We start from the raw sequence: 24,056 nt of genomic DNA, 5'->3' as shown, positions 1-24,056 counted from the left end.
GGATCGGTTTCGGCTGTCGTCAGCTTCGAGACAGAGTCGCCCATGGCTACCGCAGAACCTTTTCTGTCGATGCAAGGCATCAACAAGTCCTTCGGCAATATTCCTGCCCTGATCGACGCTTCGCTGGAAGTGCGCGAAGGCGAGGTCATGGCCCTGATCGGCCAGAATGGTGCCGGCAAGTCCACGATGATCAAGGTCCTGAACGGCTTCAGCCGCAAGGACGCGGGCACCATCACGGTCAACGGCGCGCCCTGGGCCGCGACGTCGCCTGAAATGGCGCAGCGCGGCGGCATCTCGACGATCTTCCAGGAAATCAATCTCATTCCCTTCCGCTCCGTGACCGAGAACATCTATCTCGGACGCGAGATCAAGACGCGGCTGGGCCTGCTCGACCTTCGGGCGATGCAGGCGGGTGCCCGGAAGCTGCTGGCCGAGTTCGACATCGATGTCGACGTCCGCCGGCCGCTGGGCGAATTCTCCACCGCGATCCAGCAGATGGTCGCCATCGCCCGCGCCGTTTCGTTCGATGCGCGCCTGGTCATCATGGACGAACCGACTTCCTCGCTCGACGAGACCGAAGTCGGCGTCCTGTTCGAGACCATTCGCCGGTTGAAGGCCAAGCGCGTCGCGGTCGTCTTCGTCAGCCACAAGCTCGACGAGCTCTATGCCGTCTGCGACCGCGTCACCGTCATGCGCGATGGGCGCACCGTCGCCGTCTCGACCATGGCCGACATGAGCAAGCTGCAGCTCGTCGCCACCATGCTCGGTCGCGACCTCGCCGAGGTTCGCCGTGCCGGCGCGACCGCCTTCACCGAGGGAACGCGCGCGATCGGCGAGGAACTGCTTGCCGTGCAGGATCTGGCCGTCGGCCGCCGCGTGAGCGACGCGAGCCTATCCGTCCGTCGTGGCGAGATCGTCGGCCTGGCCGGTTTGCTCGGCGCCGGCCGCACCGAGACGGCACGCGCCATCTTTGGCGCCGATCCGCACGAGAAGGGCAGCATCCGCCTGCAGGGCAAGGAGACCGAATTCACCGCCCCCGCCGACGCCATCAAGGCCGGCATCGGCTTCTGCTCCGAGGATCGCAAGCATGAGGGCATCATCCCCGGCATGTCGGTTCGCGAGAACCTGACGCTGGCGCTCCTGCCCGCTCTGTCGCGCGCCGGCATCGTCGACGAGACGCGGCAGCGCGAGATCGTGCTGCGCTTCATCAAGGAGATCGGTATCAAGTGCTCGAGCCCCGAGCAGAAGATCCGCGAACTCTCCGGCGGCAACCAGCAGAAGGTCCTGCTGGCGCGCTGGCTCTGCATGAACCCGAAATTGCTGATCCTGGACGAACCGACGCGCGGCATCGATGTCGGCGCCAAGGCCGAGATCCAGCGCCTGATCCGCAAGCTCGCGGATGATGGGCTCGGGGTGCTGATGATTTCGTCCGAAATCGAGGAAATCGTCGAGGGCTCGGACCGGGTCTTCGTGTTGCGGGACGGCAAGATGACCGCCGAATTCGATGGCGAGGCCATCACCGAACCCGCGGTCATGGATGCCATGGCCCACGCGCATGGAGAAGTCGCATGAGTTCCACGACCCAGAATGCGCCTTCGCCGGTGCCGGGAAGCGTCGGCTCGCCGCCGCGCGGCGGCATCGCCTCCCTGCTGTCGCGCCGCCATATCGGCACGATCGCGGCGCTGATCGCGCTGTTGATCTTCAACTTCATCTTCACGCCGCACTTCGCCACCATGCAGACGCTGTCGGTGAATCTCACCCAGGTCTGCGTGATCGTCATTGTCGGCGTCGGCATGACCATGGTCATCGCCACCGGTGGCATCGACCTCTCGGTCGGCTCGATCATGGCGATCGCTGGCGCCTTCGCGCCGCAGGTCTTCCAGGGCATGCTGTTCCCGGTGCCCAATCTCTATGTCGGCATTGCGCTCGCCATCGTTCTGTCGATCACGATCGCCGGCTTCTTTGGCCTGTTCAACGGCTGGCTGGTGTCGAGTTTCCGCGTACAGCCGATCATCGCGACGCTGATCCTCTACATCGCCGGTCGCGGCATCGCTCAGGTCTGGACCAATGGCGACCTGCAAGTCTTCAAGGTGCCGGAATTCCAGCAGATCGCGATCGGCCGCGTCTTTGGCGTGCCCTTCCAGGTCTGGATCATGCTGGCGCTGGTGCTGGCCGCAGCATGGGCGCTGCAACGTACGGTGTTCGGCCGGCAGGTGCTTGCGGTCGGCGGCAATGAGCAGGCAGCCCGCCTCGCCGGCATTCCGGTGCGTCGCGTCAAGCGCATGGTCTATGTCATCTCGGGCGTCTGCAGCGGCATCGCCGGCCTGATCGTCATCGCGATGAACTCGGCCGCCGACGCCAACCTCATCGGCATGGGCATCGAGCTCGACGTGATCGCGGCGGTCGCGGTCGGCGGCACCCTGCTCAGCGGCGGCCGGGCGACCATCATCGGCACGCTGCTTGGCGCGCTGATCATCCAGCTTGTTCGCTACACCCTACTCGCCAATGGCGTTCCCGACGCGGCGGCCCTCGTGGTCAAGGCCGGACTGATCGTGCTCGCCGTCTGGCTCCAAAGGCAGGATCGCGCGTAATGCCTCGTCTTCACGCCTCCGCCGGCTTCGGCGCCCTTCTCGCACTCCTGCTGATCATCGGCTTCGGCGCCTGGCGCTATGATGGCTTCATCAGCGAGTACAACATCCTCACGGTGCTGCGTTACAACTCGATGTTCGCGCTGGTCGGGCTCGGCATGTGCTTCGTCATCATGACGGGCGGCATCGACCTGTCGGTCGGGTCCGTCGCGGCCCTTTCCAGCGTCGTCGCCGCGTATCTCAGCCCCTATGGCCTGATCCCCGGTCTGCTCGGCGGACTGGCGGCGGGTCTTGCCGCCGGCACCATCAACGGCTTCATCATCTCCAAGATGAAAATTCTGCCGTTCATCGCCACACTGGCGACGATGCTCGCCGCCTCCGGCGTCGCCCTGCTGATTTCCAACCAGCAATCGGTTCCCGCCTCCTACGACACCAATTTCATGGCGCTCGGCCAGGGTGACTTCGCCCTCTATGCGCCCGAATGGGTCAATGGCGAGGATGCCGGCTTCCTCGGCGCGGTCATCCGCATCTTCCTGGGCTTCCCGATCCCGGCCTGGATCGCGGTCTTCGCCTATCTGCTGGGTTCGCTGATTCTGAACCGCACCGCCTTCGGCCGCCATGTGCTGGCGGTTGGCGGCGGCGAGGAAGCCTCGCGCCTGATGGGCCTGCCCACCGACCGCACGATCTTCCTGGTCTATGTCATGTCCGGCTTCCTGGCCGGCATGGCGGGCGTCATCCTGGCGGCCCAGTTCGGCGCCGGCCAGCCGATCGAAGGCGTGGGCTGGGAACTGTTTGCCATCGCCTCGGTGGTGGTGGGCGGCACGCTCCTCACCGGCGGCAAGGGCTCGGTCGGCGCCACCCTGGTCGGAACGCTGCTGCTCGGCATCCTGTTCACCGTGCTCAACTTCGAGAACGGCATGGGCTGGATCAGCCTCAGCGCCTACTGGCAGTCGGTCCTGCGCGGCGCCTTCCTGTTCGTGGTGGTGATCCTGCAGAGCCGGCTCACCCGCTCCGCCGCGACCGCCTGAACGAGCTTGCGGCCCGTCCCCGGATCTTCCGGCGCCGGGCCGCAACGCCCGGCTCCACACGGGGTTCGATAGGGCCGGTTTCCTCCCGAACGGGGACCGTGCCGGATCCCGGGTGAGGCGGCGCACCCATCCCGTTCCGCCGAACCCGGCGCGTCGCTTGCGACGTTCGGGCTTCTGCTTCAGAGTTCCGGCATGGATAGACCCGACAAGAAAGCTGCGTCACCCTCCCAGAAGCAGGCGGAACCGCCGGCCCCCGGGGCGGTGCGCGCCAAGCTCGAGGACGTGGCCAGCCTGGCGAAGGTGTCGCTCGCCACCGCCTCCCGCGCGATCAACCAGCCGGACATCGTACGGCCGGCGATTCGCGAGCGGGTGCTGCGCGCCGTCGAGATGCTGGCCTATTCGCCGGATCGCATGGCCAAGGCACTGAGCTCCGGCCGCAGCCATACGGTTGGCGCCGTGGTGCCGACGTTGGGCAACGCCATCTTCGCCGATGGCGTCGAGGCGCTCGAGGTGGGATTGGGCGCGCGCGGCTACACGCTGATCCTCGCCCATTCGCAATATGATCCGGCGCGCGAATTCCGGCAGATCCGCTCCATGCTGGAATATGGCGTCGACGGGCTGGTTCTCGTCGGCGATTCCTTCGCCCCCGACGCCCTGCCGCTGATCCGCCATCACCGGCGGCCGCTGGTTACCACCTATGTGTGCACGTCGCGCCAGGGCATTCCGGCGATCGGCATCCAGAACCGGCGGGCCACCTATGGCATGACGCGCTATCTGCTGGAGCTCGGCCACCGCGAATTCGCTGTCATCGCCAATACCGGGATGCCGAACGACCGTTCGCAGGCGCGCCTCGACGGCATCCTTGAGGCGATTGCGGAGGAGGGCATTCGCCTACCGCCGGACCGGATCTTCGAAGCCGCGCAGCCCACGATCGTCGCCGGTCGCGAGGCCTTCCGCCAGCTTCGCGCCGCCCATCCCGGCGTCACCGCCTTCCTCTGCACCACCGACGCCATGGCGGTCGGCGCCTTGGCCGAGGCACGTCGCGAGGGCATTCGCGTTCCCGAGGATATTTCGATTACCGGCTTCGACGATGTCGAGATCGCCGGCGAGACCGATCCGCCGCTGACGACAGTGCGCGTTCCCGCGGCCGAGATCGGCACGCTGGCGGCTGACCACCTGATCAGCCTCATCGAAGGCGAACCGATCCCCATGAGCACGCAACTGGAAGCGGCCCTGGTCATTCGCGGCTCGACCGGTCCCGTCGCGGCGCCGGTTCTGCGCAAGCGCCGCTCCCGCGCCGCAGTCGCCTGAGGTTGACGCTCGTCTCTGGACGTACGCTCTCCGCGCCAGGTAGCGAATCGTCCCGCAGCCGTCCTTCCTAGACCGCTTCGGCGAGAGCCTGCGGTTGCCGGGACGCCGCCACGGCGCGGGCAGCGACGAGGCGGTCTATCTCGGCCGCGTCGTAGCCCAGTTCCCCCATGATCTCGTGCGTGTGCTCGCCGATCTCCAGCGCCAGCACGCGCAGTTCCGGCACGGCGCCATCATAGCGATTGGGGTGGTTGACGAGATGCACCGTCCGGCCGCGCACCGTCACTTCGCGGAAGACTTCGGCATGCTGGATCTGCGGATCGCTGAGGAGATCGTCGTAGAAGTGGATCGGCGCCCACCAGATGGCATGGGAATCGAGCCGTTCGCCCAGTTCGTCCCGCGAGAAAGGCGCCGTCGCGGCGCAAAGCCGCCGGGCATATTCGTCGCGTTCGCGATAGCGGTCGACGCCGGCGATTTCGCGCAGCGCGTCGCAGTCCAGTGCCTCGGCCAGCACGCTAGCGTCGCAGAGCGAGATCACGACATGCCCGTCCGTGGTCGGGTAGACGCCATAGGGCGCGGCGTGGAACCAGGTGGCGAGGTTTGACTCGCGCTGGAGGATGTCGCGGGTCATGCCGCCGGCAAAGAAATTGACCAGCGCCTCGCCCTGCAGGTCGAGGCCGGCGTTCAGCAGGCTCGCCTCGACGCGGGTGCCGACGCCCTCGCGCAGGCGGCGGACGAGCGCACCCAGAATGCCGATCGCCAGCAGCGCGCCACCATGCTGGTCGACGATGGCGGCGCCGACGGGCGTCGGCCCGCCATTGGGCGTTCCGGTGACGCTGATCAGCCCCGACCGGGCCTGCACCAATATGTCCTGGCCCGGCTTCTGCGCCATCGGGCCCGTGGAGCCGAAGCCGGAAGCGGAGGCAAAGATCAGCTTGGGATTGATCGCCCGCAGCTCCGCCTCGCTGAAGCCGAGCTTGCTGAACACGCCGGGGCGAAAATTCTCCATCACCACGTCGGCGCCGGCGATCAGGCGGCGCGCGACCTCGCGGCCTGCCTCGCTCTTCAGATCGATGCCGATCGAGCGCTTGTTGCGATTGGCGCAGAGATAGAATCCGCTAATGCCCTCGACAAAGACATCGGCTCCCGACCAGCGCCGTTCATGCGCGCCGTCGATCGGCTCGACCTTGATCACGTCGGCGCCCATGTCGGCCAGATATTGCGCGCCCGCCGGGCCCTGCAGGAAATGGCAGAAGCTGATGATGCGGATTCCGTTAAGCAGCATTGGGGAGCATTCTCTGAGCCAGGAGCAGTGTCTCTGAAAACGCTTTCATTATTTATCGGCCGCGGTCAATCGAGAAGTGCCTTGCTTGCTATGTTTCGAGGTTCGTGAAGACAAACTGTCGGAAGATAGGGCCAGGGCTATCCCCCTCCCGCGGGCGGGAGAGGGGGCTGGCCGGCCGCGCTGCTTAGCGCGGATTGAGGATGAAGTCGGCGCAGCGGTCGCCCAGCATCATCGCCGGCGCATTGGTGTTGCCGGCGTTGATGTTCGGCACCGCCGACATGTCGCAGACCCGCAGCCGTTCGACGCCGCGCACGCGCATGCGGGAATCGAGCACCGCCATCGGGTCGCCATCCGCGCCCATCTTGCAGGTGCCGGCCGGGTGATAGTTGGTCTTCACGAAGCGCCGGCAATGGGTCCGCAGCGCCTCCTCGTCCGGATCAGGCTGGGCGGGCAGGGCAACGCGCTCGATCCGGCGGGCGAGTGGCTCGGTGTGGAAAGCGCGCAGGAAGAAGCGCTGTCCGGCCACCATCTGGCGCATGTCGTCCTCGTCCTTGAGCAGATTCGGCGAGACGAGCGGCATGGCGGAGGGGTCGGCCGAGCGCAGCTTGACGTAGCCGCGCGACTTCGGCTTGACCACCACGGTGGTGATGGTGACGCCATAGGTGTCCTTCATCGACTTGCGCGTGTCGCGGTCGAGATAGACGATCGGCACGCAGAAGGCCTGGATGGTGGGCGGCGCGTCGGGATCGAGCGGGTTGACGAAGGCGCCGGCCTCGACGCCGGCCGTGGTGATTGGGCCGCTGCCGAACAGCTTGAACTGGATGCCGTTCTTCAGCATCCGCCAGCCATTGCCCTGGTTGAAATAGCCGAACTTGCCATTGGTCGTGCCGGTGATCGGCACTTCCGGATGGTCGATCAGATTGGCGCCGACGCCCGGCAGGTCCACCTTGCACTCGATGCCGTGCTCGGCCAGATGGGCCGCCGGCCCGATGCCGGAGAGCATCAGCAGCTTGGGGCTGACCAGCGCGCCGGAGCTGACGATCACCTCGCCCTTGGCATAGGCCGTGTGCTCGGTCTCGCCGATGCGATACTGGACGCCGACGGCGGCGCCGTTCTCGATCAGGATGCGCGAGACCTCGGCATGCAGCCGGACGGTCAGGCGCGGATCGTTCTTCAGCGGCTCGACGAAGGCATAGGCGGCGCTGCTGCGCTTTCCGGCCCGGTTCATGAACTGGTAGAAGCCGACGCCGCGCTGCGATGGACCGTTGAAGTCGGGATTGAACGGCTCGCGCAGCGCCTGCACCGTCTGGACGAACCAGCGCGACAGTTCGTTGACATGGCCGGGGTCGGAGACGAGCAGCGGGCCGTCGGCGCCATGGGCGTCGTTGTTCAGCCTGTTGTTGCCTTCCATGCCGCGGAAATGCTGCAGCACCGCGTTCCAGCTCCAGTCGGCTCCGTCATTGTTGCCGCGCAGGATCTGGTCCCATTCGTCGTAATCGGAGGGACGGCCGCGAATATAGACCTGCGCATTCACCGACGAACCGCCGCCGAGCACATTGCCCTGCGGGATATCATGCTCGCGGCCATCGAGATGCGGCTGCGGCACGGTCGTATGGTACTTCATGTACTTGCTGCCATTGATCATCTTGAAGATGCCAGGCGGCATGTCGAGCAGGGGGTGATGGTGCGAATGCCCGGCCTCGAGCAGCAGGACGCGGTGATTGCCCTTGGTGACCAGTTGCGCGGCGGCGACGCAGCCGGCCGACCCGCCTCCGACGACGATATAGTCAAACTCCTCCCGAGCCACTCTCGAAATCCTCCCTGGTATCCGTGAATTAGAACGTGCCGCGGACCGTCTCCCACGCCTCGCTCAGATGGGCGAGAAGCGCCTTTTCGGCGGCGTCTGGATCCCGGTCGATGATGGCGTCGAAGATGGCCTTGTGGCCGGCGTAGTAGACCAGGTTCTGTTCCGGCGAGCGGCTCATGCTCTGCCAATGCTCGAACAGCCAGGTGACGAAGGCCCGATGCACGGCCGGGAACACCGGATTTCCCAAAATACCGTAGAAAACAGCGTGAAAGGCGACGTCGGTATTGTCGAACAACACGGGATCGTCGATCGCGGCGTGGTTGCGCTCGAGCGCGGCGCGGAGCGCGGCGATGTCTTCCTTGCGCGCATGCAGGGCGGCGTGCCGCACCAGCGATGCCTCGAGAAAGATGCGCACGTCGTAGAGGGTCTTCACGCCGCCATCCTGCCGCAGCAGGTGGCTGACCACCCCGCCGACGGCGGAGAAGGCCGCATCATAGCCGGGCTTGCGCACGACCGGCCGGTGGCGCGGCTTGCTTTCGAGCAGGCCCCGGGTGGTCAGCGTCGCGATCGCCTCGCGCACCACCGTGCGGCTGATGCCGAAACGACCCATCAGGTCCCGCTCCGGTGGCAGGAGGCTGCCGTTCTCCAGCAGGCCGGAAACGATATCCTGTTCGATCGTCGCGACGACGATGTCGGCGGCGCGGTGCTCCCCGGTGCGGGGCGGCATGTCGTCGAGCGTCAGGTCGTTCAGCATGGGTCTCCATCCGGCCTGCGAAGTCCGTTGCCGCAGCAATCCACCAATCGCCCGCGAAGATCAATAGCGTGCATCTGGACCGACCAAAAAATCGGGCGATTGGCGCCGGCTGGCGTCAACCACCGATAAATCTTTGTGAATTCCAGAACAATTGACAAATTGGGATGAGGTGTGGTCCAACCTCTTCAAAATTTGGTCCGACCAAATCTGGAGGAAGTTGTGCTCGAAAAGCTTGGTGGCGTCGTGGCGGAAACCCCGTCGCATATCGGTATGTTCATTGACGGCGCCTGGCATGCCGAAAGCGCGGCGCCGGTGGTCGAGATCGAGAACCCCGCCAATGGCGACATCATCGGCACCGTTCCGGGGGGCTCCGCGGAGCATGCGCAGGCGGCCCTCGACGCTGCCAAAAGGGCACAACCCGGATGGGCGGCCATACCCGCCCCGGAACGCGGCCGGCTGGTCGGCCTGCTGGCCGATGCCGTGCGCGACCATCGCGATCTCCTCGCCCATGTCGTCGTCGCCGAGCAGGGCAAGCCGCTCAACCAGGCCTATGGCGAGATCGGCGCGACCGAGGCGTTCCTGCGCTATGCGGCCGAGAGCGCACGCCGCATCGAGGGCGACATCATGCCCTCCGACGCCGCCAATGAGGAAATCTGGATCCGCCGCGCGCCCTATGGCGTGGTGGTGGGTCTGACGGCGTGGAACTATCCCTCGGCGCTGACGGCGCGCAAGCTCGGTCCGGCGCTGGTCGCCGGCAACACCTTCGTCCTCAAGGCGCATGAGTTCACGCCGCTGTCGGGCCTGGCCATCGCCGCCCTGGCGGAGAAGGTCGGCATTCCGGCCGGCGTCTTCAACGTGGTGACGGGAACCGGTCGCACGGTCGGCCAGGCTCTGGTCGAAAGCCCGCAATCCGACCTGATCACCATGACCGGCAGCACGCGCGCCGGCCGCGAGATCTATGCCTCGGGCGCCGCCCGCATCAAGCCGATTCGCCTCGAACTCGGCGGCAAGGCTCCGTTCATCGTCATGGAAGACGCCGATATCGACCGCGCGGTCGAAAGCGCGGTGACGGCGCGCTATACCAATTGCGGCCAGATCTGCACCTGCAACGAGCGCATGTATCTGCACCGCGCCATCGCGGATGAGTTCATCCAGAAGTTCATTGCCCGCAGCCGCGCCCTCGTCATCGGCGATCCGCTCGACAATCCCGACATCGGGCCGAAGATCAGCGGTCCGGAGGTCGATAAGATCGCCGATATCGTGCGCCGCAGCGTCGAGGCCGGCGCCGAGGTCCTGCTCGAAGGCGGCAAGCTGAGCGAGGGCGTCCACTCCAAGGGCCATTGGTATGCGCCGACCGTCCTGCTCGCGAAGGACAATGCGATCCCGGCCATGCGCGAGGAGATCTTCGGGCCGGTCGTGCCGATCGTCATCGTCGACGATTTCGAGGAAGCGGTGCGGCTCGCCAACGATTCCGACTATGGCCTCTCCGCCTATGTCTACACCGGCAGCCTGAAGCGGCTGATGCGGGTCGCGGCAGGCCTGAACTTCGGCGAGATCTACTTCAACCGCACCAATGGCGAGCTTCTTCAGGGCTTCCATAGCGGCTGGGGACAGTCCGGCCTCGGCGGCGAGGACGGCAAATACGGCCTGGATGGCTATTTCCAGAAGAAGACCATGTACGTCAACTGGGGCTGATCTGGCTTCGCCGGGTCGTTCGACACCAAAATTCTCCAAGGGGAAGATAAACATGTCCAGCCGTCAGGCCATTACCGGCATCCGATCGCGCGTCTTCCGGGTTCCGCTTGAGGAACCGATGCAGGATGCGCGGCACGGCCTGCAGACCTATTTCGAACTGGTGACGGCCGAGATCGAGACTGCGGACGGCCAGTCGGGCCTTGGCTATACCTACACGATCGGCACCGGCGGCCACGCCACCAAGGCGATGATCGACCACGACCTCGCGCCGATGCTGATTGGCCACGACGCCGACGATATCGATACGCTTTATGACGAGATGCAGTCGCGCCTGCACTATGTCGGCCGTGGCGGCATCGCCTCCTTCGCCATCTCGGCGATCGACATCGCGCTGTGGGATCTGCGCGGCCTCCGGCAGAACCTGCCGCTCTGGAAAATGGCGGGCGGCGCCGGCAAGTCGCCCCTGACCTATCGCGGCGGCGTCGATCTGAACTATCCGATCGAGAAGCTGGTCCAAAGCGTGGGCGGCTATCTCGACCAGGGCTACCGCGCCATCAAGATCAAGATCGGCAAGCCGGACCTGGCCGAGGACGTGGCGCGTCTGCGTGCCGTGCGCGAGCGGATCGGACCGTCGAACAAGCTGATGGTCGACGGCAATTTCGGCTATGACCTCGACCGCGCCATCGCGGCGGGCAAGGCCTTCGAACCGTTCGATCTGACCTGGTTCGAGGAGCCGATGGAACCCGATGACTTCGCCGGCTATGGGGAACTCGCCAAGGCGACCCGCGTGCCGCTGGCGATGGGTGAAAACCTGCACACGCTGCAGGAGTTCAAGCATGCCTTCGAGCATTCGTCGCTGTCCTTCATCCAGCCCGACGCGTCGAATTGCGGTGGCGTCACCGGCTTCCTGCGTGTCGCGAAGCTGGCCGAGCCGCTGGGGATACCCGTCTGCAGCCATGGCATGCAGGAACTGCATGTGAGCCTCGTCCCGGCCGTGCCGAATGCCGGCTGGCTGGAGGTGCATGCGTTCCAGATCGATCGCTACACGCTGCGCCCGCTGGTGGTGGTGGATGGCCGCGCCGTGGCGCCGGACGAGCCGGGCAGCGGCGTTCGGTTCGACTGGGCCGCGCTGGAAGCTCTTCCTACCGCTTGACGCTTCTCGCCGCCTCCTTGAGCGGCGAGGCGCTCCAACCGATTGACCAGAATTGATATTTCGAGCGAGGCCGTGACGGCGGCGCTCCAAAGGGTCCGAGAAATGAAAAGCCCCGGAAGCCTCAGCGCATGCAGCGTTCAGGCTTCCGGGGCTGTTTCTATTTCCGGCTTGTAAGCAAAGGACGGAACGGCGGGCCGTTCTATTCGCCGAGGCGCTCGATCAGGCCGCCATCGGCGCGCTCTTCGTCGGTCAATGCGGAGGTGCCGGTCTTCTGGCCTGGGGCGGGAAGTTCGGTCTGACGCACGACGCAGGCGGCCCGCTGCAACGCGGATCTCGCCTCATCGCTGATCGACTGCTCGGCGAGTTGCTCAAGCTCCTCGCGAAGTGTCGGTAGTGATTGCTCCATATCCGTTCTCAAACCCCGATTCAGGGCGAGAGACAGCTCTCACCAGAGATACAAGTTTATCCGACCTCGGTTGCAAAGTCGAATGCCGGAAGGGGCGGCACGAGCGTTCTAGCGGAACGTGCACACCCCAGATCACGCCTACGGCCGGATGATGCTTAGCCGGCTTTAGAAGCTATTCCTCGCCCGGCGAGGACGATGCGGTAGCCGCCTCGATGGCCGCCTGCATGTCGTCCCCGTCATAGGGCTTTCGCAGCAGAATGCCGGGCTTGCCGGGCAAGGCAGGCGCCTGGCTGTCGCCGGTGGCGAAGACGATCGGGATCTCGGGCTGCATCGCCCGCGCCATCAGCGCAAAGTCGGCGCCGGAGATGCCGGGCAGTCCGAGATCGGTCACGATGACATCGATCGGATGGGCCTCCAGGGCGGCGAGCCCCTGCTCGGCATCGCGCGCTTCGATGACCTCGTGGCCGAGTTCCTCCAGCACGTCGGTGGAGTTGATCCGGATCATCACCTCGTCTTCGACCAGCAGCACGCGCAGCGGCCGGGCTTCCTGCTGGACCGGCGGCGGGGGCGCGACGGGCCGGGCGGCCTCGGGCGCCGACAGCACCGCCTTGGCGGCATTGCGCTGCTGCTCGTTACCGAGCACATGGCGGATCTTCCGCGCCAGCGCCTCGACGGTGTAAGGCTTGGAAAGCAGCTCGACATTGGCGTCGAGCCGGCCGCCATGCACGATGGAATTCTCCGTATAGCCGGAGGTGAAGAGAACCGCGATGCCGGGGATTCGCTCGCGTGCCTTGCGGGCGAGATCCGTGCTCTTCAGCGTTCCCGGCATCACCACGTCGGTAAAGAGCATGTCGATCGGGATGCCGCTTTCGATGATGCTGAGCGCGCTGTCGGCATCCTTTGCCTTGAGGACGCGATAGCCGAGCCCGCCCAGCATGTCGATCACGGCGGCGCGCACTTCCTCATCATCCTCGGCGACCAGAATGGTCTCTTCGCCGCCGGTGACGGGGCCATAGTCCTGGGTGGACGGGACATCTTCCGTTGCTGCGTGCGCGGGAGATAGAGCTTCACCGTCGTGCCATGGCCGAGCTCGCTGTAGATCTTGACGTGTCCGCCGGATTGTTTGGTGAAACCGAACACCATGGCAAGGCCGAGCCCCGTGCCCTTGCCGGCCGGCTTGGTCGAAAAGAAGGGTTCGAACACGCGCGACATGACTTCGGGCGTCATGCCGCAGCCTGTATCGCTCACCGCCATCACGACATACTGGCCGGGAACCACCTCGGGCTGGGCGCGGGCATAGGTCTCGTCGAGGAAGGCATTGCCGGCCTCGATGGTCAGCTTGCCCGTGCCCTCCATCGCGTCGCGGGCGTTGATGCAGAGATTGAGCAGGGCGTTCTCGATCTGGGTCGGATCGGCGAAGGTGTTCCAGAGGCCGCCGGAGACGAGAACCTCGATCTCGATGCTCTCGCCGAGCGTCCGCCGCAGCATGTCTTCCATGCCATAGACGAAGCGGCCGACATTGAGGACCTTCGGCGCCAGGGGCTGGCGGCGGCCGAAGGCGAGCAACTGGCTGGCGAGCTTGGCGCCACGCCCGACCGCCGTCAGGGCTGTGGCGACCCGGCGCTCGGCCCGCTCGTTGCCGGATATGTCGCGGCTCAGCAATTGCAGATTGCCGGAGAGAACCTGCAGCAGATTGTTGAAATCATGCGCCACGCCGCCGGTCAGATTGCCGATCGCTTCCATCTTCTGGGCTTGCTGCAGCGCTGCTTCGGCGCTGCGACGTTCGGCCATCTCGGCGTCCACGCGCGCCTCGAGCGTCTCGGTCCATTCAGCAAGCGCGCGTGCCGTGGCCTTGGCTTCCTCGATGTCGGTATTGGTCCCGACCCAGCGTCGGATCGAGCCATCGTCGTCCCGCACCGGCATGGCCCGAACCAGGAACCAGCGATAGCTGCCATCGGCGCGGCGGATGCGGAACTCGGTCTCGTATTGCGTGCCCGCTTGCAGCGCTGAACGCCATTTGGCGGTGATTGACAGCACGTCGTCGGGATGGACCAGCGACAGCCAGCCATCCTCGTCGAGATCGCCGGCTCCGGCGCCGCTATAGCGGTAGACCTGGTCGTTGAACCAGTCGAGTTGTCCTTCCGGCGTCGCCGTCCAGAAATGGTTGGGCATCACCTGCGCGAATGTGCGGAACTGCGCCTCGCTGGCATTGGCTGCGCGGCGCGCCAGCACGCGTTCGGTGACGTCGGTGCCCTGGGCGAAGATGCCGATGATCGAGCCGGTATCGTCACGAAGCGGGTGATAGACGAGATCGACGAAGCGCTGCTCGCTTTCGTCGTCCGGCAGGCGCCGCAGCATCACCGGCAGTTCCAGGCCGATGAACGGTTCGCCCGTCTCGAAAACCCGGTCTAGCCGCTCGAAATAGCCCTGACCGGAGAGTTCCGGCAGCGCCGCACGGATCGGCTTGCCGACGATGTCGCGATGGCCGACCAGAGCCAGATAGGCCGGGTTGGCCAGATCGAAGACATGGTCGCGTCCCGTCAGCCGCGCCATGAAGCCGGGGGCCTGCTGGAACATCTGGCTGAGCCGTTCCCGCTCGCCCTGGAGCCACTGCTCCGCTTTCACTTTGGAGGTCGTCTCGACGACGATGGCGATGACGCCGATCGGCAGGCCGTTTTCGTCCGGGATCGGCGAATAGTCGAGGTTCATCCAGACCTGCTCGGGAACGCCGTTTCGATACAGCGTGAGCTCCTGGTCCTTGTATGCGAGGGTGCCCCCGCCGAGGCCAACCTTCATCACATGGGCGTTGAAATCGGCGACCTCGGGCCACCCCTCGAGCACTTTGCTGCCGAGAATGACGGGATGACGGCCGCCCGCAAAGCGGGAATAGCCGTCATTGTAGATCATCACGCCATCGGCGCCCCAGAGCATAACGATCGGCACGGGCGAGCGCAGGACGAGTCCGATGGTCGTCTTCAGGGATTGCGGCCAGTCGGCGACCGGCCCGAGGGAAGTGGACGCCCAATCATAGCTGGCGATGCGCTCGGCCATCTCGCCGCCGCCTGCCAGAAAGCCGGTATCCGAGCCAGACGACGCGGGCGTATTGTTCTGGCTCATATCCGTGAACTTCTTCCAGTTGCGCAGGCTAATCGTTTGCGATCAAGCGGTTATAGGGGCATCGACACCCCGTTTCAAATGAAACAGGACATCATCCGGTCGTGAACGCTGCATCGGCAGGCTAGAATAGTCGAGGGTCGCAGCGGAGCTGGTGCATGTCCCTCAACGCGATCCCAATTCCTCCCCGGAAACATCTGCCAGACTCCCCGATCTTCCAATCTATACAATCATCCGGTGTTCCATCCTCGCGCGGCACCTATCGCTGGCGCTCCCGGGATCGTATCTTTCATCAAGTTGAAGGCTGCCCGCGATCCAGCGCGAAATCGTCGAACCAAGGCCGCGGCGCGCCCGCGACGAGTTCGGCGATGATGCGCGAAGCCATGAAGCTGAAGGTGATGCCGTTGCCGCCATAGCCATAGGCCGCGAGGATGTTGCGCGCGCCCGGCACCGGGCCGATCAAGGGAAGTCCGTCTTCCGTCTGGCCGAATGCCGCCGTCCAGGACGAGGTAAAGGTGTAGTCGCGATCGGGCCATAGAGCGCGCATCCGGCGAGCGAGGGTTGCCGATTTCTCGGCCATCTTCTTGTCGCGCTCGTCCGCGTCTTCGATCACCTCATCCTCGCCACCCACGACGATCTCGTCCGATTGGGTCAGGCGGGCATAGAGGTAGGGATCGTCCGCCTCCCAGAGCAGCGCCCGGTCATTCCAGATCGCGTTGCGCGGCACGGGGCCTGTCGAGACGCACCAGGTCGAGACGATGCTGTGCAGATCGGAGCGGACGAAATCGGGCATGTCATAGCCGGTCGCCAGCACAATCTTCTTGGCGTGCAGCGAGGCGCCGGAGGCCAGCGCGACATAGGCCGCGTCGTCGTCCCAGTCGTAGCGAACCGCCTCGTCGGCAACCAGCCGCGCGCCGCCCCGGAACGCGGTCTGAAGCAGGCCGTGCGAAAGCAGGACGGGATCGGCTTCGGCCGATCCCGGGGAGATGAGAGCCGCCGGCCTGTCGAAGCCGAAGGCGCCGATCAGTTCCTCGCGCGAGAGCAAAGCCCCAGGCAGCCCGGCCTGGGCGCGGGCCGCGTGCTCTTGCGCCAGATCGCCGGCGCCTTCGCCGGCGGGCTCCAGATAGAGCGAGGGCCGCAGGGCAAACTGGCAGGGCAGGGCGAGTTGCTCGACCATATCGGCGATGCCCGATACCGCGAGAAGGCTGCGCTGGTAGACGGCGGAAGCCTTCTCGAAGCCGTAGAGATCGGCTAGTTCGACCAGGGGCGTGTCGATTTCCCAAAGCAGCATCGCGGTGCTAGCCGCCGTGCTGCCGCGTCCGGGAAATGCCCGGTCGACGACGATCACCGAATGGCCGGCCCGCGTCAGGATTTCCGCTGTCATGGCGCCGGTTATGCCGGCGCCGACGACCACGACGTCGCAGCTGACTGTCCCTGATACGCGCAGCAGCGGCATCTTCTGCGGCCAGTGAAGCTGCCATGGGCCGGAGCCGTTGCGGAGCGGATGGATCGAGGAATTGCTGGATGGGCTTGCGAAGTCGAGATCAGCCACGATCCCTCACCGGCCGCGGGGGAGAAAGGACAGCAGGCCGAAGGTTGCCAGGGCAATCACCGTGCAGAGCAAGGCGATCTGCCAGAAGCCCAGTCCGACGGCGAGCCCGGCCGCGCCGGCGAGCCACATGCCGGCCCCGGTGGTGAGGCCATGCACTTCGCCCTTGGAGAAAAAGATCAGTCCAGCCGCCAGGAAGGCGACGCCGGCCGTGGTGGCCTCGACGAGGCGCAGCGGGTCGATCCGGATTTCCTGGCCGCCGAAATCGCCCAGATGCGTGATTTCGGTCGCGATGATCGCGATGGCCGCCGTACTCACGCAGATCAGGATGTGCGTGCGCAGTCCGGCGGGGCGGTTTCGCCATTCCCTTTCGAAACCGACGATGGCGCCGAGCACGGCTGCCAGCAGCAGGCGGGCCGAGATGACGGAGAAGGGCAGCCAGGTCTTCTGGCCAAACTGCTGTGCGAACTCTTCCATATCTGGCGCTATGCCTCCTTTTGGCCCGCCGTTAAACGGTTTCGCCTTGATCCGGTTCCAGCGCGAACGCACAAGGTTTTCGAGGCGGCTCAGGAGGCGATGAGGCGCTTCACGAGGCTCTCGCTGCGCTTGCGCAAGCCGACGCTCCGGCAGGTCTTCACGATGGCGGGCAGACCGCCCGCGGCGAAGGCCTCGACGATGCGGGAATGGACGTAGCTCTTGCGGGTGACGGCCGGGGTATTGCCGAGGCGCTCCGCCACTTTCCGCATGACGGCCCCGATCTGGCGGCGCTGCCGCGTTTCGACTGTCTCCGGCTCCATCGCGGCAAATTCCTGCGCCGCGAGCGCGTTGGCAGCCAGCATCCGGAGATCTTTCGCGGTGATTTCGGCGCCGGAGATCTCTTTCAGATAGGCGTTGATCTCCTGCGCATGGATGGGCCGGACCACGCCGGAAGCATCCTGATATTGCAGCAGGCGGCGGCCCGGAAGTTCGGCGATCCGGCTCAGCGCGCGAGCAAGCGGGGAATGCAGCACCGTACAGCGGAACTGCGTGCCGCCCTTGCCGCGAAAGCAGAGCAGGACCTGCTCCTTGCCGAGGCTCGAATGGCGCTTGAGCAAAGTTGCCGCACCGCGAGCACCGCTGGTCGAGACATAGGCCTCGCAGCCGACGCGAATATGGGTCTCGTCGAGGATCGCGACGGCGCAGGCGAGCGCCTTCGAGCGGTCGAGCTTCCGGCGCGCCATGTCGGCCCGGACGCGGGCGCGGATCTTCGGCAGCACGTCGAGAAGAAGGGCCAGCCTCTCGATCTTTCGGGATTCGCGAACGCCGGTCCAGTTCTCGTGATAGCGATGCTGCCAGCGCCCGGCCGCATCGCGGCCGATCGCCTGCAGATGCGAGGTCGGGTCGCTCGAGATGCGGACGTCTTCATAGGCGGGCGGGATGGCCAGCTTGGCGATCCGCTCCAAGGCAGCCTTGGCGCGGATCGTCCGTCCCTTGCGATCGACATAGGAGAAGCCACGACCGCGGCGGCGCCGGCGGATGCCAAGATCTTCGGCGCGCGCCCGCTTGAGCCCTTCCAGCGGCTCGGACGCGGCTACGGCTTCCTCGAGCTCAGAGCTGTCCGGCATCATGGTCCTGCGGGATATGACCGCCCGAACGCGGCGCGGCAGCGCCGAAGTCGATCATCGCGCGACGGGCCTCCCGCTTTTGTTCGCGGGCGGTGCCCCGGGCCAGGAGGTTGGACGCTTCCGTCCAGTAGTCGAGCGGATGGGACCAGATCGGTCGACCCTTCGCCTCGAAGATCCGCTCGGCTTCGGCCCGGATGGACTGTTCTGAAATTGCCGTCATGGCTGTCTCCTTGCTGATCGAGATGATGGTCGGTGATTGCTCCAACGACAGCGCGCCTCGCGAGTTCCGGCAACATCACGGGAGAGCGGGAGGAAATTTTCGAACGTGGGGCGGCAGCTTGTTCGCGTTCCGCCTCACCGCTCTGTCGGCGCCGCAGGCAGGCCGAGAAGCGGCCATCGCTTTGTGCGAAAACACGCTATGTCTTTGTCATCGGAACGAACCGGGCGAGGACTGCGAAATGGAAATCAGGCGAGTTGGCACCCAGGCATCCGGCAAGGGGCCTGCGGACTGGTTCACCGGCACCGTGCGCATCGACCCGCTGTTCAACGGGTTCGACCCGGCGCGCGTGCAGGGGGCGAACGTCACCTTCGAGCCCGGCGCGCGGACGGCATGGCACACCCATCCGCTGGGGCAGACCCTGATCGTCACGTCGGGCAAGGGCCTGGCGCAGCGGCTCGGCGGCGCGGTCGAAGAGATCTTTCCGGGCGACGTGGTCTGGTTCCCGCCTGGCGAAAAGCACTGGCATGGCGCAGGCCCGACGACGGCGATGACCCACATCGCCATCCAGGAAGTCTTCGAGGGCAAGGTCGTCGACTGGATGGAGCCGGTCACCGAGGAGCAATACCGGCGCTGAGGGTCGCGGTCTGCATAGGCGGGGCTGACAGCGGGCGGCAAGGCGGGTAAGGGTCGCAGCGACCCATTCCGGCGCTGCCGCGACCCGCGCGCACGCTATCAGCAAGAGGCTTTCCATGACGACGGATGCGCTGTTCGGCGGACGTTCCTTTGCGGCCTTCCTGTTCGACATGGATGGAACGCTGTTGACCTCGATCGAGGCGGCGGAGCGCGTCTGGTCGGACTGGGCCGGCCGGCATGGCCTCGACGTCGCCGCCTTCCTGCCGACGCTGCACGGCAAGCGGGCCATCGACACGGTACGCCAGCTGGCCTTGCCGGGCGTCGATGCCGACGCTGAAGCGGACTGGATTCTCAAGGCCGAGATCGACGACGTCGACGGGGTGCGGGAGATCGGCGGCGCGGCGGCGTTCCTCGGCGCGCTGCCGGCGGATCGCTGGGCTTTGGTCACCTCGGCGCCGCGTCTCCTCGCCCTTCGCCGGCTTGAGGCCGCGGGCCTGACGCCGCCGGCCGTGTTCGTCACCGCCGACGATGTGGCGATCGGCAAGCCCGAGCCGGACTGTTACCTGCTAGCCGCCAGCCGGCTCGGCGTCGTGGCGTCGGATTGCCTGGTGTTCGAGGATGCCCCGGCTGGCATCGAAGCCGGCGAGCGCGCCGGCGCCAGCGTGCTGGTGATCCAGGCGACGCACACCGCGCCGCTCGCTTCCAGCCATCCCGGCGTCAGCCATTATGAGGGATTGCGGGTCTCCAGCGACGCAGACGGCCGGCTGACCGTACTGCGCGACATCCGCTGAGGATGTGCCGGGTCGGGCGCGGAAGTGGCGCCTGGCCGCTCACATGTTCTTCATCTGCTCCATCATCTGGTCGGGCATCAGATTGTGGTTGAGGTTCGCCATGATCCAGAGCGAGCCGGCCAGCACCAGGAAGACGATGAACACGCCAAAGGCGAGGGCCAGCACGTTGTTGGTGCTGTCGGGCGAGGTGGTGATGTGCAGGAAGAACACCAGATGCACGCCCATCTGGGCGATCGCCAGCACCACGAGGCCCATGGCGATGCCCGGCCCCCAGAGCAGGTCGGAACTGGCGACGTAGAACGACATCGCCGTCAGGATGACCGCCAGCACAAAGCCGACCAGATAGCCCAGGACGCCGCTGGCGATCGATTCCGAGATCTGCTCGTCGCCCGGTGCGACGTCATGCTGGTCGACGGGGTGCGAGGTCATGATGTCGTTCCGATCAGGTAGACAACCGTGAAAAGGGCGACCCAGATGATGTCGAGGGCATGCCAGAACAGGCTGAAGCACATCAGCCGGCGCAGGATGCGCGGATGGAAGCCCTTGACCGCGACCTGCGCCATCATCGTGCCGAGCCAGAGCAGGCCGGTGAAGACATGCAGGCCGTGCAGCCCGACCAGCGCGAAGAAGGCCGACAGGAAGGCGCTGCGCGTCGGCCCGGCGCCCTGGTCGATCATGATCGCGAATTCCTGCAGTTCGAGACCGAGAAAGACGAGCCCGAGCACGCCGGTCGCGAGCAAAGCGACTTGGGTCCAGAGGTGGTTGCGAACCTGGCTGGCGATCATCGCCAGCCCGCAGGCGAAGCTCGATGCCAGCAGGCAGGCCGTCTCGATCGCGACGCGCGGCAGTTCGAACAGCTGCCTGCCGCTCGGCCCGCCGGCGGTTGCATCGACCAGCACCGCATAGGTGGCGAAGAAGGCCGAGAACATGATGATGTCGCTGAGCAGGAAGATCCAGAACCCATAGGCGACGACGGTGCGCTTCGATGCCGGCCCGCCCTCGCCATGGCCGGTGGCATCTCCGCCATGATGGCCGTGGCCATGGCCCTTGGCGCGCGGCTGGTGTCCCATCCTGTAGGGGTCTGTGTCGGGGCTGACGGCGATGTCGCTCATGCCGGTTGCCTCAGCGTGGGCAGCGCTTCCTCGCGCAGGCGGCGGCGCTCGCGATCGAGCCGCGCCACTTCCTCGGCCGGGATTTCGTATTCATCGACATCGCGCCAGGCGAAGACGACGAAGGTGGCGAAGGCGCCGACGAGGCCGAGGATCACCATCCACCAGATGTGCCAGATCAGCGCGAAGCCCATGAGGGTGGTGAAGAAGGCTGTGACGAAACCGGTCGGCGAATTGCGCGGCATCTCGATCGCCTCATAATCAGGCTCCTGCACCAGCCGCTGCGCGGCGAGCGCCCGCTGCTTGATGCCCCAATAGGGCTCCTCGTCCTCGACATTCGGCAGCACGGCGAAATTGAACACCGGCGGCGGCGAGGTCGTCGCCCATTCCAGCGAGCGGCCGTCCCATGGGTCGCCGAAGACGTCGCGCAGCCTCTCGCGGTCGCGGATGCTGACATAGAGCTGCGCCGCCTGCGCGACGATGCCGGCCAGGATGCACAGCGCGCCGACCGCCGCCAGCAGCAGCCAGGGCCGCCATTCCGGCACGTCGTAATGCTGCATCCGCCGGGTCATGCCGAGCAGGCCGACGACGTAGAGCGGCATGAAGGCGAGATAGAAGCCGACGACCCAGAGCCAGAAGGCGAGCTTGCCGAGCCTCTCGTCGAGGGTGAAGCCGAATACCTTGGGGAACCAGTAGGTGTAGCCGGCGAAGGCGCCGAACAGCACGCCACCAATGATGACATTGTGGAAGTGCGCCACCAGGAACAGGCTGTTGTGCACCAGGAAATCGGCCGGCGGCACGGCCATCAGCACGCCCGTCATGCCGCCGATGACGAAGGTGACCATGAAGCCGAGCGTCCAGAGCACCGGCGTGGTGAAGCGGATGCGGCCCCCATACATGGTGAAGAGCCAGTTGAATACCTTCACCCCCGTCGGCACGGCGATGATCATCGTCGCGATGCCGAACACGGCATTGACGTTGGCGCCGGCGCCCATGGTGAAGAAGTGGTGCAGCCAGACGAGGAACGAGAGCACGCAGATCGACATCGTCGCCAGCACCATCGAGCGGTAGCCGAACAACGGTTTGCTGGAGAAGGTCGAGATCACTTCCGAGAAGATCCCGAAGGCCGGCAGGATCAGGATGTAGACTTCCGGATGGCCCCAGATCCAGATCACGTTGACATACATCATGACGTTGCCGCCGGCTTCGTTGGTGAAGAAGTGGAAGCCGAGGTAGCGGTCGAGCGCCAGCATGGCGAGGGTCGCGGTCAGCACCGGAAAGGCCGCGACGATGAGCAGGTTGGAGGCGAGCGACGTCCAGCAAAACATCGGCATGCGCAGATAGCTCATGCCGGGCGCCCGCATCTTGAGGATCGTGGTGACGAGGTTGATGCCGGTCAGCAGGGTGCCGACGCCGGATATCTGCAGCGCCCAGATGTAATAATCGACGCCGACGCCGGGGGAATACTGGATGCCGGAAAGTGGCGGATAGGCGAGCCAGCCGGCCTGCGAGAATTCGCCGATCACCAGCGACAGGTTGATCAGCAGCATGCCGGAAGCGGCGAGCCAAAAGCTGACGGAATTCAGCGTTGGAAAGGCAACGTCGCGCACGCCGAGCTGCAACGGGACGACGATGTTCATCAGCCCGATCACGAAGGGCATCGCCACGAAGAAGATCATGATCGTGCCGTGCGCCGAGAAGATCTGGTTGTAGTGCTCGGGCGGCAGATAGCCCTGCGACTGGAACGCGACCGCCTGCTGCGTGCGCATCATCAGCGCGTCGACGAAGCCGCGCAGCAGCATGACCAGCGCCATCAGCGTGTACATGACGCCGATCCGCTTGTGGTCGACGGAGGTGATCCATTCGCGCCAGAGATAGGGGACATGGCCCTTGGCGACGACCCAGGCGAGCACGCCGAGCGCCACGACGATCACGAGGCCGGAGGCGATCAGGGGGATCGGCTGGTCGAAGGGGATCGCGTCCCAGGAAAGCTTGCCGAGCATCTATCCCTCCTGCTTCGACGATAGGGACGCCGGCATCATGGAGTGCGGCGCCTCGGCATCCGGCATTCCCGGCATGGCGGGCATTTCGACTTTGGGCGCCTCCGCGCTGGCGGGCGCAGCGTGCATCGGACCGGTGGCAGGCCCGGGACCGGGGGGAAGTTTCTGCGTCAGGATCGACCGGAAAAGCTCCGGCGAACCGAGCTTGTAGATCGTCGGCGGCACGTTCTGGGTCGGGTGCGACAGGGCGATATAGGCCGCGTCGTCGAGCACCTTGGTCGATTGCTGCGCCGTCTCGACCCAGGCTGGGAAATCGGCTCCGGCCACCGCGCGCACGGTGAAGTTCATGCCGGAAAAGCCATTGCCGCTATAGTTCGACGACAGGCCATGAAACTCGCCCGGCTGGTTCGCCAGCAGGTTCAAGTTCGTCCGCATGCCATGCATCGTGTAGATCATGCCGCCGAGCTGCGGCACGAAGAATGCGTTCATCACCGAGGACGAGGTCAGCTCGAAATGCACCGGCGTCCCGGCCGGTATAATAAGCTGGTTGACGGTCGCGATGCCCTGTTCGGGATAGATGAACAGCCATTTCCAATCGAGCGAGACGACCTGGACTTCGAGCGGCTTGACACTGGCGACCAGCGGCTTCGGCGGATCGAGGTCATGCGAGCCGATCCAGGCGATGCCGCCGAGCAGCACGACGACGAGGATGGGAATCGCCCAGACGATCAGTTCGATCTGCCCGGAATAGACGAAGTCGGGCTGGTAGCTGGCCTTCTTGTTCGAGGCGCGGAACCACCAGGCGACGAACAGGGTGACGAGGATGGTCGGGATGACGATCGTCAGCATGATCGCCACGGAATTGATGAGGATCAGCTTCTCGGCCTGGCCGACCGGCCCCTGGGGGTTGAGCACGCCGATGCAGCCACTGCCCGTCACCGCCACGATCGCCAGCGCGACCCATCGCAGGCCCGCGGCACGGCGTCGCTTCCACTCCGTCATTCAAGCGCTC

General features: G+C 65.6%; 20 protein-coding genes and 1 pseudogene. 8 read left to right on the top strand and 13 right to left on the bottom strand.

Going from position 1 to position 24,056, the window contains the following annotated elements:
* Positions 1 to 42 precede the first annotated feature (42 nt).
* From ACHMWQ_RS22280 to ACHMWQ_RS22265, 4 genes are all read left to right on the top strand, one after another.
* Positions 43 to 1,572, top strand: a complete 1,530-nt coding sequence (locus tag ACHMWQ_RS22280) for a sugar ABC transporter ATP-binding protein (protein ID WP_396309147.1) — start codon at positions 43 to 45, stop codon at positions 1,570 to 1,572.
* Positions 1,569 to 2,591 carry an ABC transporter permease gene (locus ACHMWQ_RS22275; RefSeq protein WP_396309146.1) on the top strand — a complete coding sequence of 341 codons (1,023 nt, stop codon included), beginning with the start codon at positions 1,569 to 1,571 and terminating at the stop codon, positions 2,589 to 2,591. Before ACHMWQ_RS22280 ends, ACHMWQ_RS22275 begins: the two co-directional genes overlap by 4 nt.
* Positions 2,591 to 3,616 carry an ABC transporter permease gene (locus ACHMWQ_RS22270; protein ID WP_396309145.1) on the top strand — a complete coding sequence of 342 codons (1,026 nt, stop codon included), beginning with the start codon at positions 2,591 to 2,593 and terminating at the stop codon, positions 3,614 to 3,616. The genes ACHMWQ_RS22275 and ACHMWQ_RS22270 overlap by 1 nt, the downstream gene beginning before the upstream one ends.
* A 192-nt stretch (positions 3,617 to 3,808) precedes the next feature.
* On the top strand, positions 3,809 to 4,927 hold the full coding sequence (locus tag ACHMWQ_RS22265; protein ID WP_396309144.1) for a LacI family DNA-binding transcriptional regulator: 1,119 nt from the start codon (positions 3,809 to 3,811) through the stop codon (positions 4,925 to 4,927).
* A 67-nt stretch (positions 4,928 to 4,994) separates the two neighbouring features.
* On the opposite strand, the gene ACHMWQ_RS22260 is transcribed toward ACHMWQ_RS22265, so the two are convergent.
* The 3 genes from ACHMWQ_RS22260 to ACHMWQ_RS22250 all read right to left on the bottom strand — a co-directional run bounded on the left by ACHMWQ_RS22260 (position 4,995) and on the right by ACHMWQ_RS22250 (position 8,770).
* Entirely contained in the window at positions 4,995 to 6,209 is a 1,215-nt protein-coding gene (locus tag ACHMWQ_RS22260; protein ID WP_396309143.1) for a CaiB/BaiF CoA transferase family protein, read from the bottom strand.
* A gap of 184 nt (positions 6,210 to 6,393) precedes the next feature.
* On the bottom strand, positions 6,394 to 8,016 hold the full coding sequence (locus ACHMWQ_RS22255) for a GMC family oxidoreductase (RefSeq protein WP_396309142.1): 1,623 nt from the start codon (positions 8,014 to 8,016) through the stop codon (positions 6,394 to 6,396).
* 28 nt (positions 8,017 to 8,044) lie between these two features.
* The gene (locus tag ACHMWQ_RS22250; protein WP_396309141.1) at positions 8,045 to 8,770 is read right to left on the bottom strand and encodes an FCD domain-containing protein; all 726 of its coding nucleotides are present in this window, start codon (positions 8,768 to 8,770) and stop codon (positions 8,045 to 8,047) included.
* 219 nt (positions 8,771 to 8,989) lie between these two features.
* Here ACHMWQ_RS22250 and ACHMWQ_RS22245 point away from each other — a divergent pair, with 219 nt between their 5' ends.
* Both ACHMWQ_RS22245 and ACHMWQ_RS22240 read left to right on the top strand, forming a co-directional pair.
* Positions 8,990 to 10,465, top strand: coding sequence for an aldehyde dehydrogenase family protein (locus ACHMWQ_RS22245; RefSeq protein ID WP_396309140.1), 1,476 nt, complete (start codon positions 8,990 to 8,992; stop codon positions 10,463 to 10,465).
* A 52-nt stretch (positions 10,466 to 10,517) separates the two neighbouring features.
* Entirely contained in the window at positions 10,518 to 11,618 is a 1,101-nt protein-coding gene (locus ACHMWQ_RS22240) for a mandelate racemase/muconate lactonizing enzyme family protein (RefSeq protein WP_396309139.1), read from the top strand.
* 199 nt (positions 11,619 to 11,817) lie between these two features.
* Here ACHMWQ_RS22240 and ACHMWQ_RS22235 read toward each other — a convergent pair whose 3' ends face one another.
* From ACHMWQ_RS22235 to ACHMWQ_RS22210, 6 genes and pseudogenes are all read right to left on the bottom strand, one after another.
* The gene (locus tag ACHMWQ_RS22235; protein WP_354551011.1) at positions 11,818 to 12,024 is read right to left on the bottom strand and encodes a hypothetical protein; all 207 of its coding nucleotides are present in this window, start codon (positions 12,022 to 12,024) and stop codon (positions 11,818 to 11,820) included.
* 172 nt (positions 12,025 to 12,196) lie between these two features.
* Positions 12,197 to 15,141 (bottom strand): annotated as a pseudogene (locus tag ACHMWQ_RS22230) (PAS domain-containing protein).
* A gap of 289 nt (positions 15,142 to 15,430) precedes the next feature.
* Complete coding sequence (locus ACHMWQ_RS22225) at positions 15,431 to 16,690, bottom strand: NAD(P)/FAD-dependent oxidoreductase (protein ID WP_396309138.1); 1,260 nt, start codon at positions 16,688 to 16,690, stop codon at positions 15,431 to 15,433.
* Positions 16,691 to 16,696: 6 nt separating this feature from the next.
* A complete protein-coding gene (locus tag ACHMWQ_RS22220; RefSeq protein ID WP_354551007.1) occupies positions 16,697 to 17,164 on the bottom strand; it encodes an MgtC/SapB family protein in 468 nt (155 codons plus the stop codon).
* A gap of 89 nt (positions 17,165 to 17,253) precedes the next feature.
* The gene (locus tag ACHMWQ_RS22215; protein ID WP_396309137.1) at positions 17,254 to 18,291 is read right to left on the bottom strand and encodes a DNA topoisomerase IB; all 1,038 of its coding nucleotides are present in this window, start codon (positions 18,289 to 18,291) and stop codon (positions 17,254 to 17,256) included.
* On the bottom strand, positions 18,275 to 18,511 hold the full coding sequence (locus tag ACHMWQ_RS22210; protein WP_396309136.1) for a hypothetical protein: 237 nt from the start codon (positions 18,509 to 18,511) through the stop codon (positions 18,275 to 18,277). The genes ACHMWQ_RS22215 and ACHMWQ_RS22210 overlap by 17 nt, the downstream gene beginning before the upstream one ends.
* A 238-nt stretch (positions 18,512 to 18,749) precedes the next feature.
* Between ACHMWQ_RS22210 and ACHMWQ_RS22205 the strand changes: the two genes are divergently transcribed.
* Both ACHMWQ_RS22205 and ACHMWQ_RS22200 read left to right on the top strand, forming a co-directional pair.
* The gene (locus ACHMWQ_RS22205; protein WP_396309510.1) at positions 18,750 to 19,145 is read left to right on the top strand and encodes a cupin domain-containing protein; all 396 of its coding nucleotides are present in this window, start codon (positions 18,750 to 18,752) and stop codon (positions 19,143 to 19,145) included.
* Positions 19,146 to 19,260: 115 nt separating this feature from the next.
* Positions 19,261 to 19,935, top strand: a complete 675-nt coding sequence (locus ACHMWQ_RS22200; protein WP_396309135.1) for an HAD-IA family hydrolase — start codon at positions 19,261 to 19,263, stop codon at positions 19,933 to 19,935.
* Positions 19,936 to 19,974: 39 nt separating this feature from the next.
* On the opposite strand, the gene cyoD is transcribed toward ACHMWQ_RS22200, so the two are convergent.
* From cyoD to cyoA, 4 genes are read right to left on the bottom strand one after another with little or no spacing between them, the layout of a single operon-like run.
* On the bottom strand, positions 19,975 to 20,364 hold the full coding sequence (cyoD, locus tag ACHMWQ_RS22195; RefSeq protein ID WP_354551002.1) for a cytochrome o ubiquinol oxidase subunit IV: 390 nt from the start codon (positions 20,362 to 20,364) through the stop codon (positions 19,975 to 19,977).
* On the bottom strand, positions 20,361 to 21,047 hold the full coding sequence (locus ACHMWQ_RS22190; protein WP_396309134.1) for a cytochrome (ubi)quinol oxidase subunit III: 687 nt from the start codon (positions 21,045 to 21,047) through the stop codon (positions 20,361 to 20,363). Before ACHMWQ_RS22190 ends, cyoD begins: the two co-directional genes overlap by 4 nt.
* A complete protein-coding gene (gene cyoB, locus ACHMWQ_RS22185) occupies positions 21,044 to 23,047 on the bottom strand; it encodes a cytochrome o ubiquinol oxidase subunit I (protein WP_396309133.1) in 2,004 nt (667 codons plus the stop codon). The genes ACHMWQ_RS22190 and cyoB overlap by 4 nt, the downstream gene beginning before the upstream one ends.
* The gene (gene cyoA / locus ACHMWQ_RS22180; RefSeq protein WP_396309132.1) at positions 23,048 to 24,046 is read right to left on the bottom strand and encodes a ubiquinol oxidase subunit II; all 999 of its coding nucleotides are present in this window, start codon (positions 24,044 to 24,046) and stop codon (positions 23,048 to 23,050) included. It abuts the gene before it with no gap.
* Between the last annotated feature and the right edge of the window lie 10 nt (positions 24,047 to 24,056).

Origin of the sequence: Kaistia sp. UC242_56 (genome assembly GCF_044452255.1) — a bacterium.
Classification (GTDB): domain Bacteria; phylum Pseudomonadota; class Alphaproteobacteria; order Rhizobiales; family Kaistiaceae; genus Kaistia; species Kaistia defluvii_A.
Note: the sequence above shows the minus strand (reverse complement) of the source record. Positions and strands in the feature narration are given on the sequence as shown.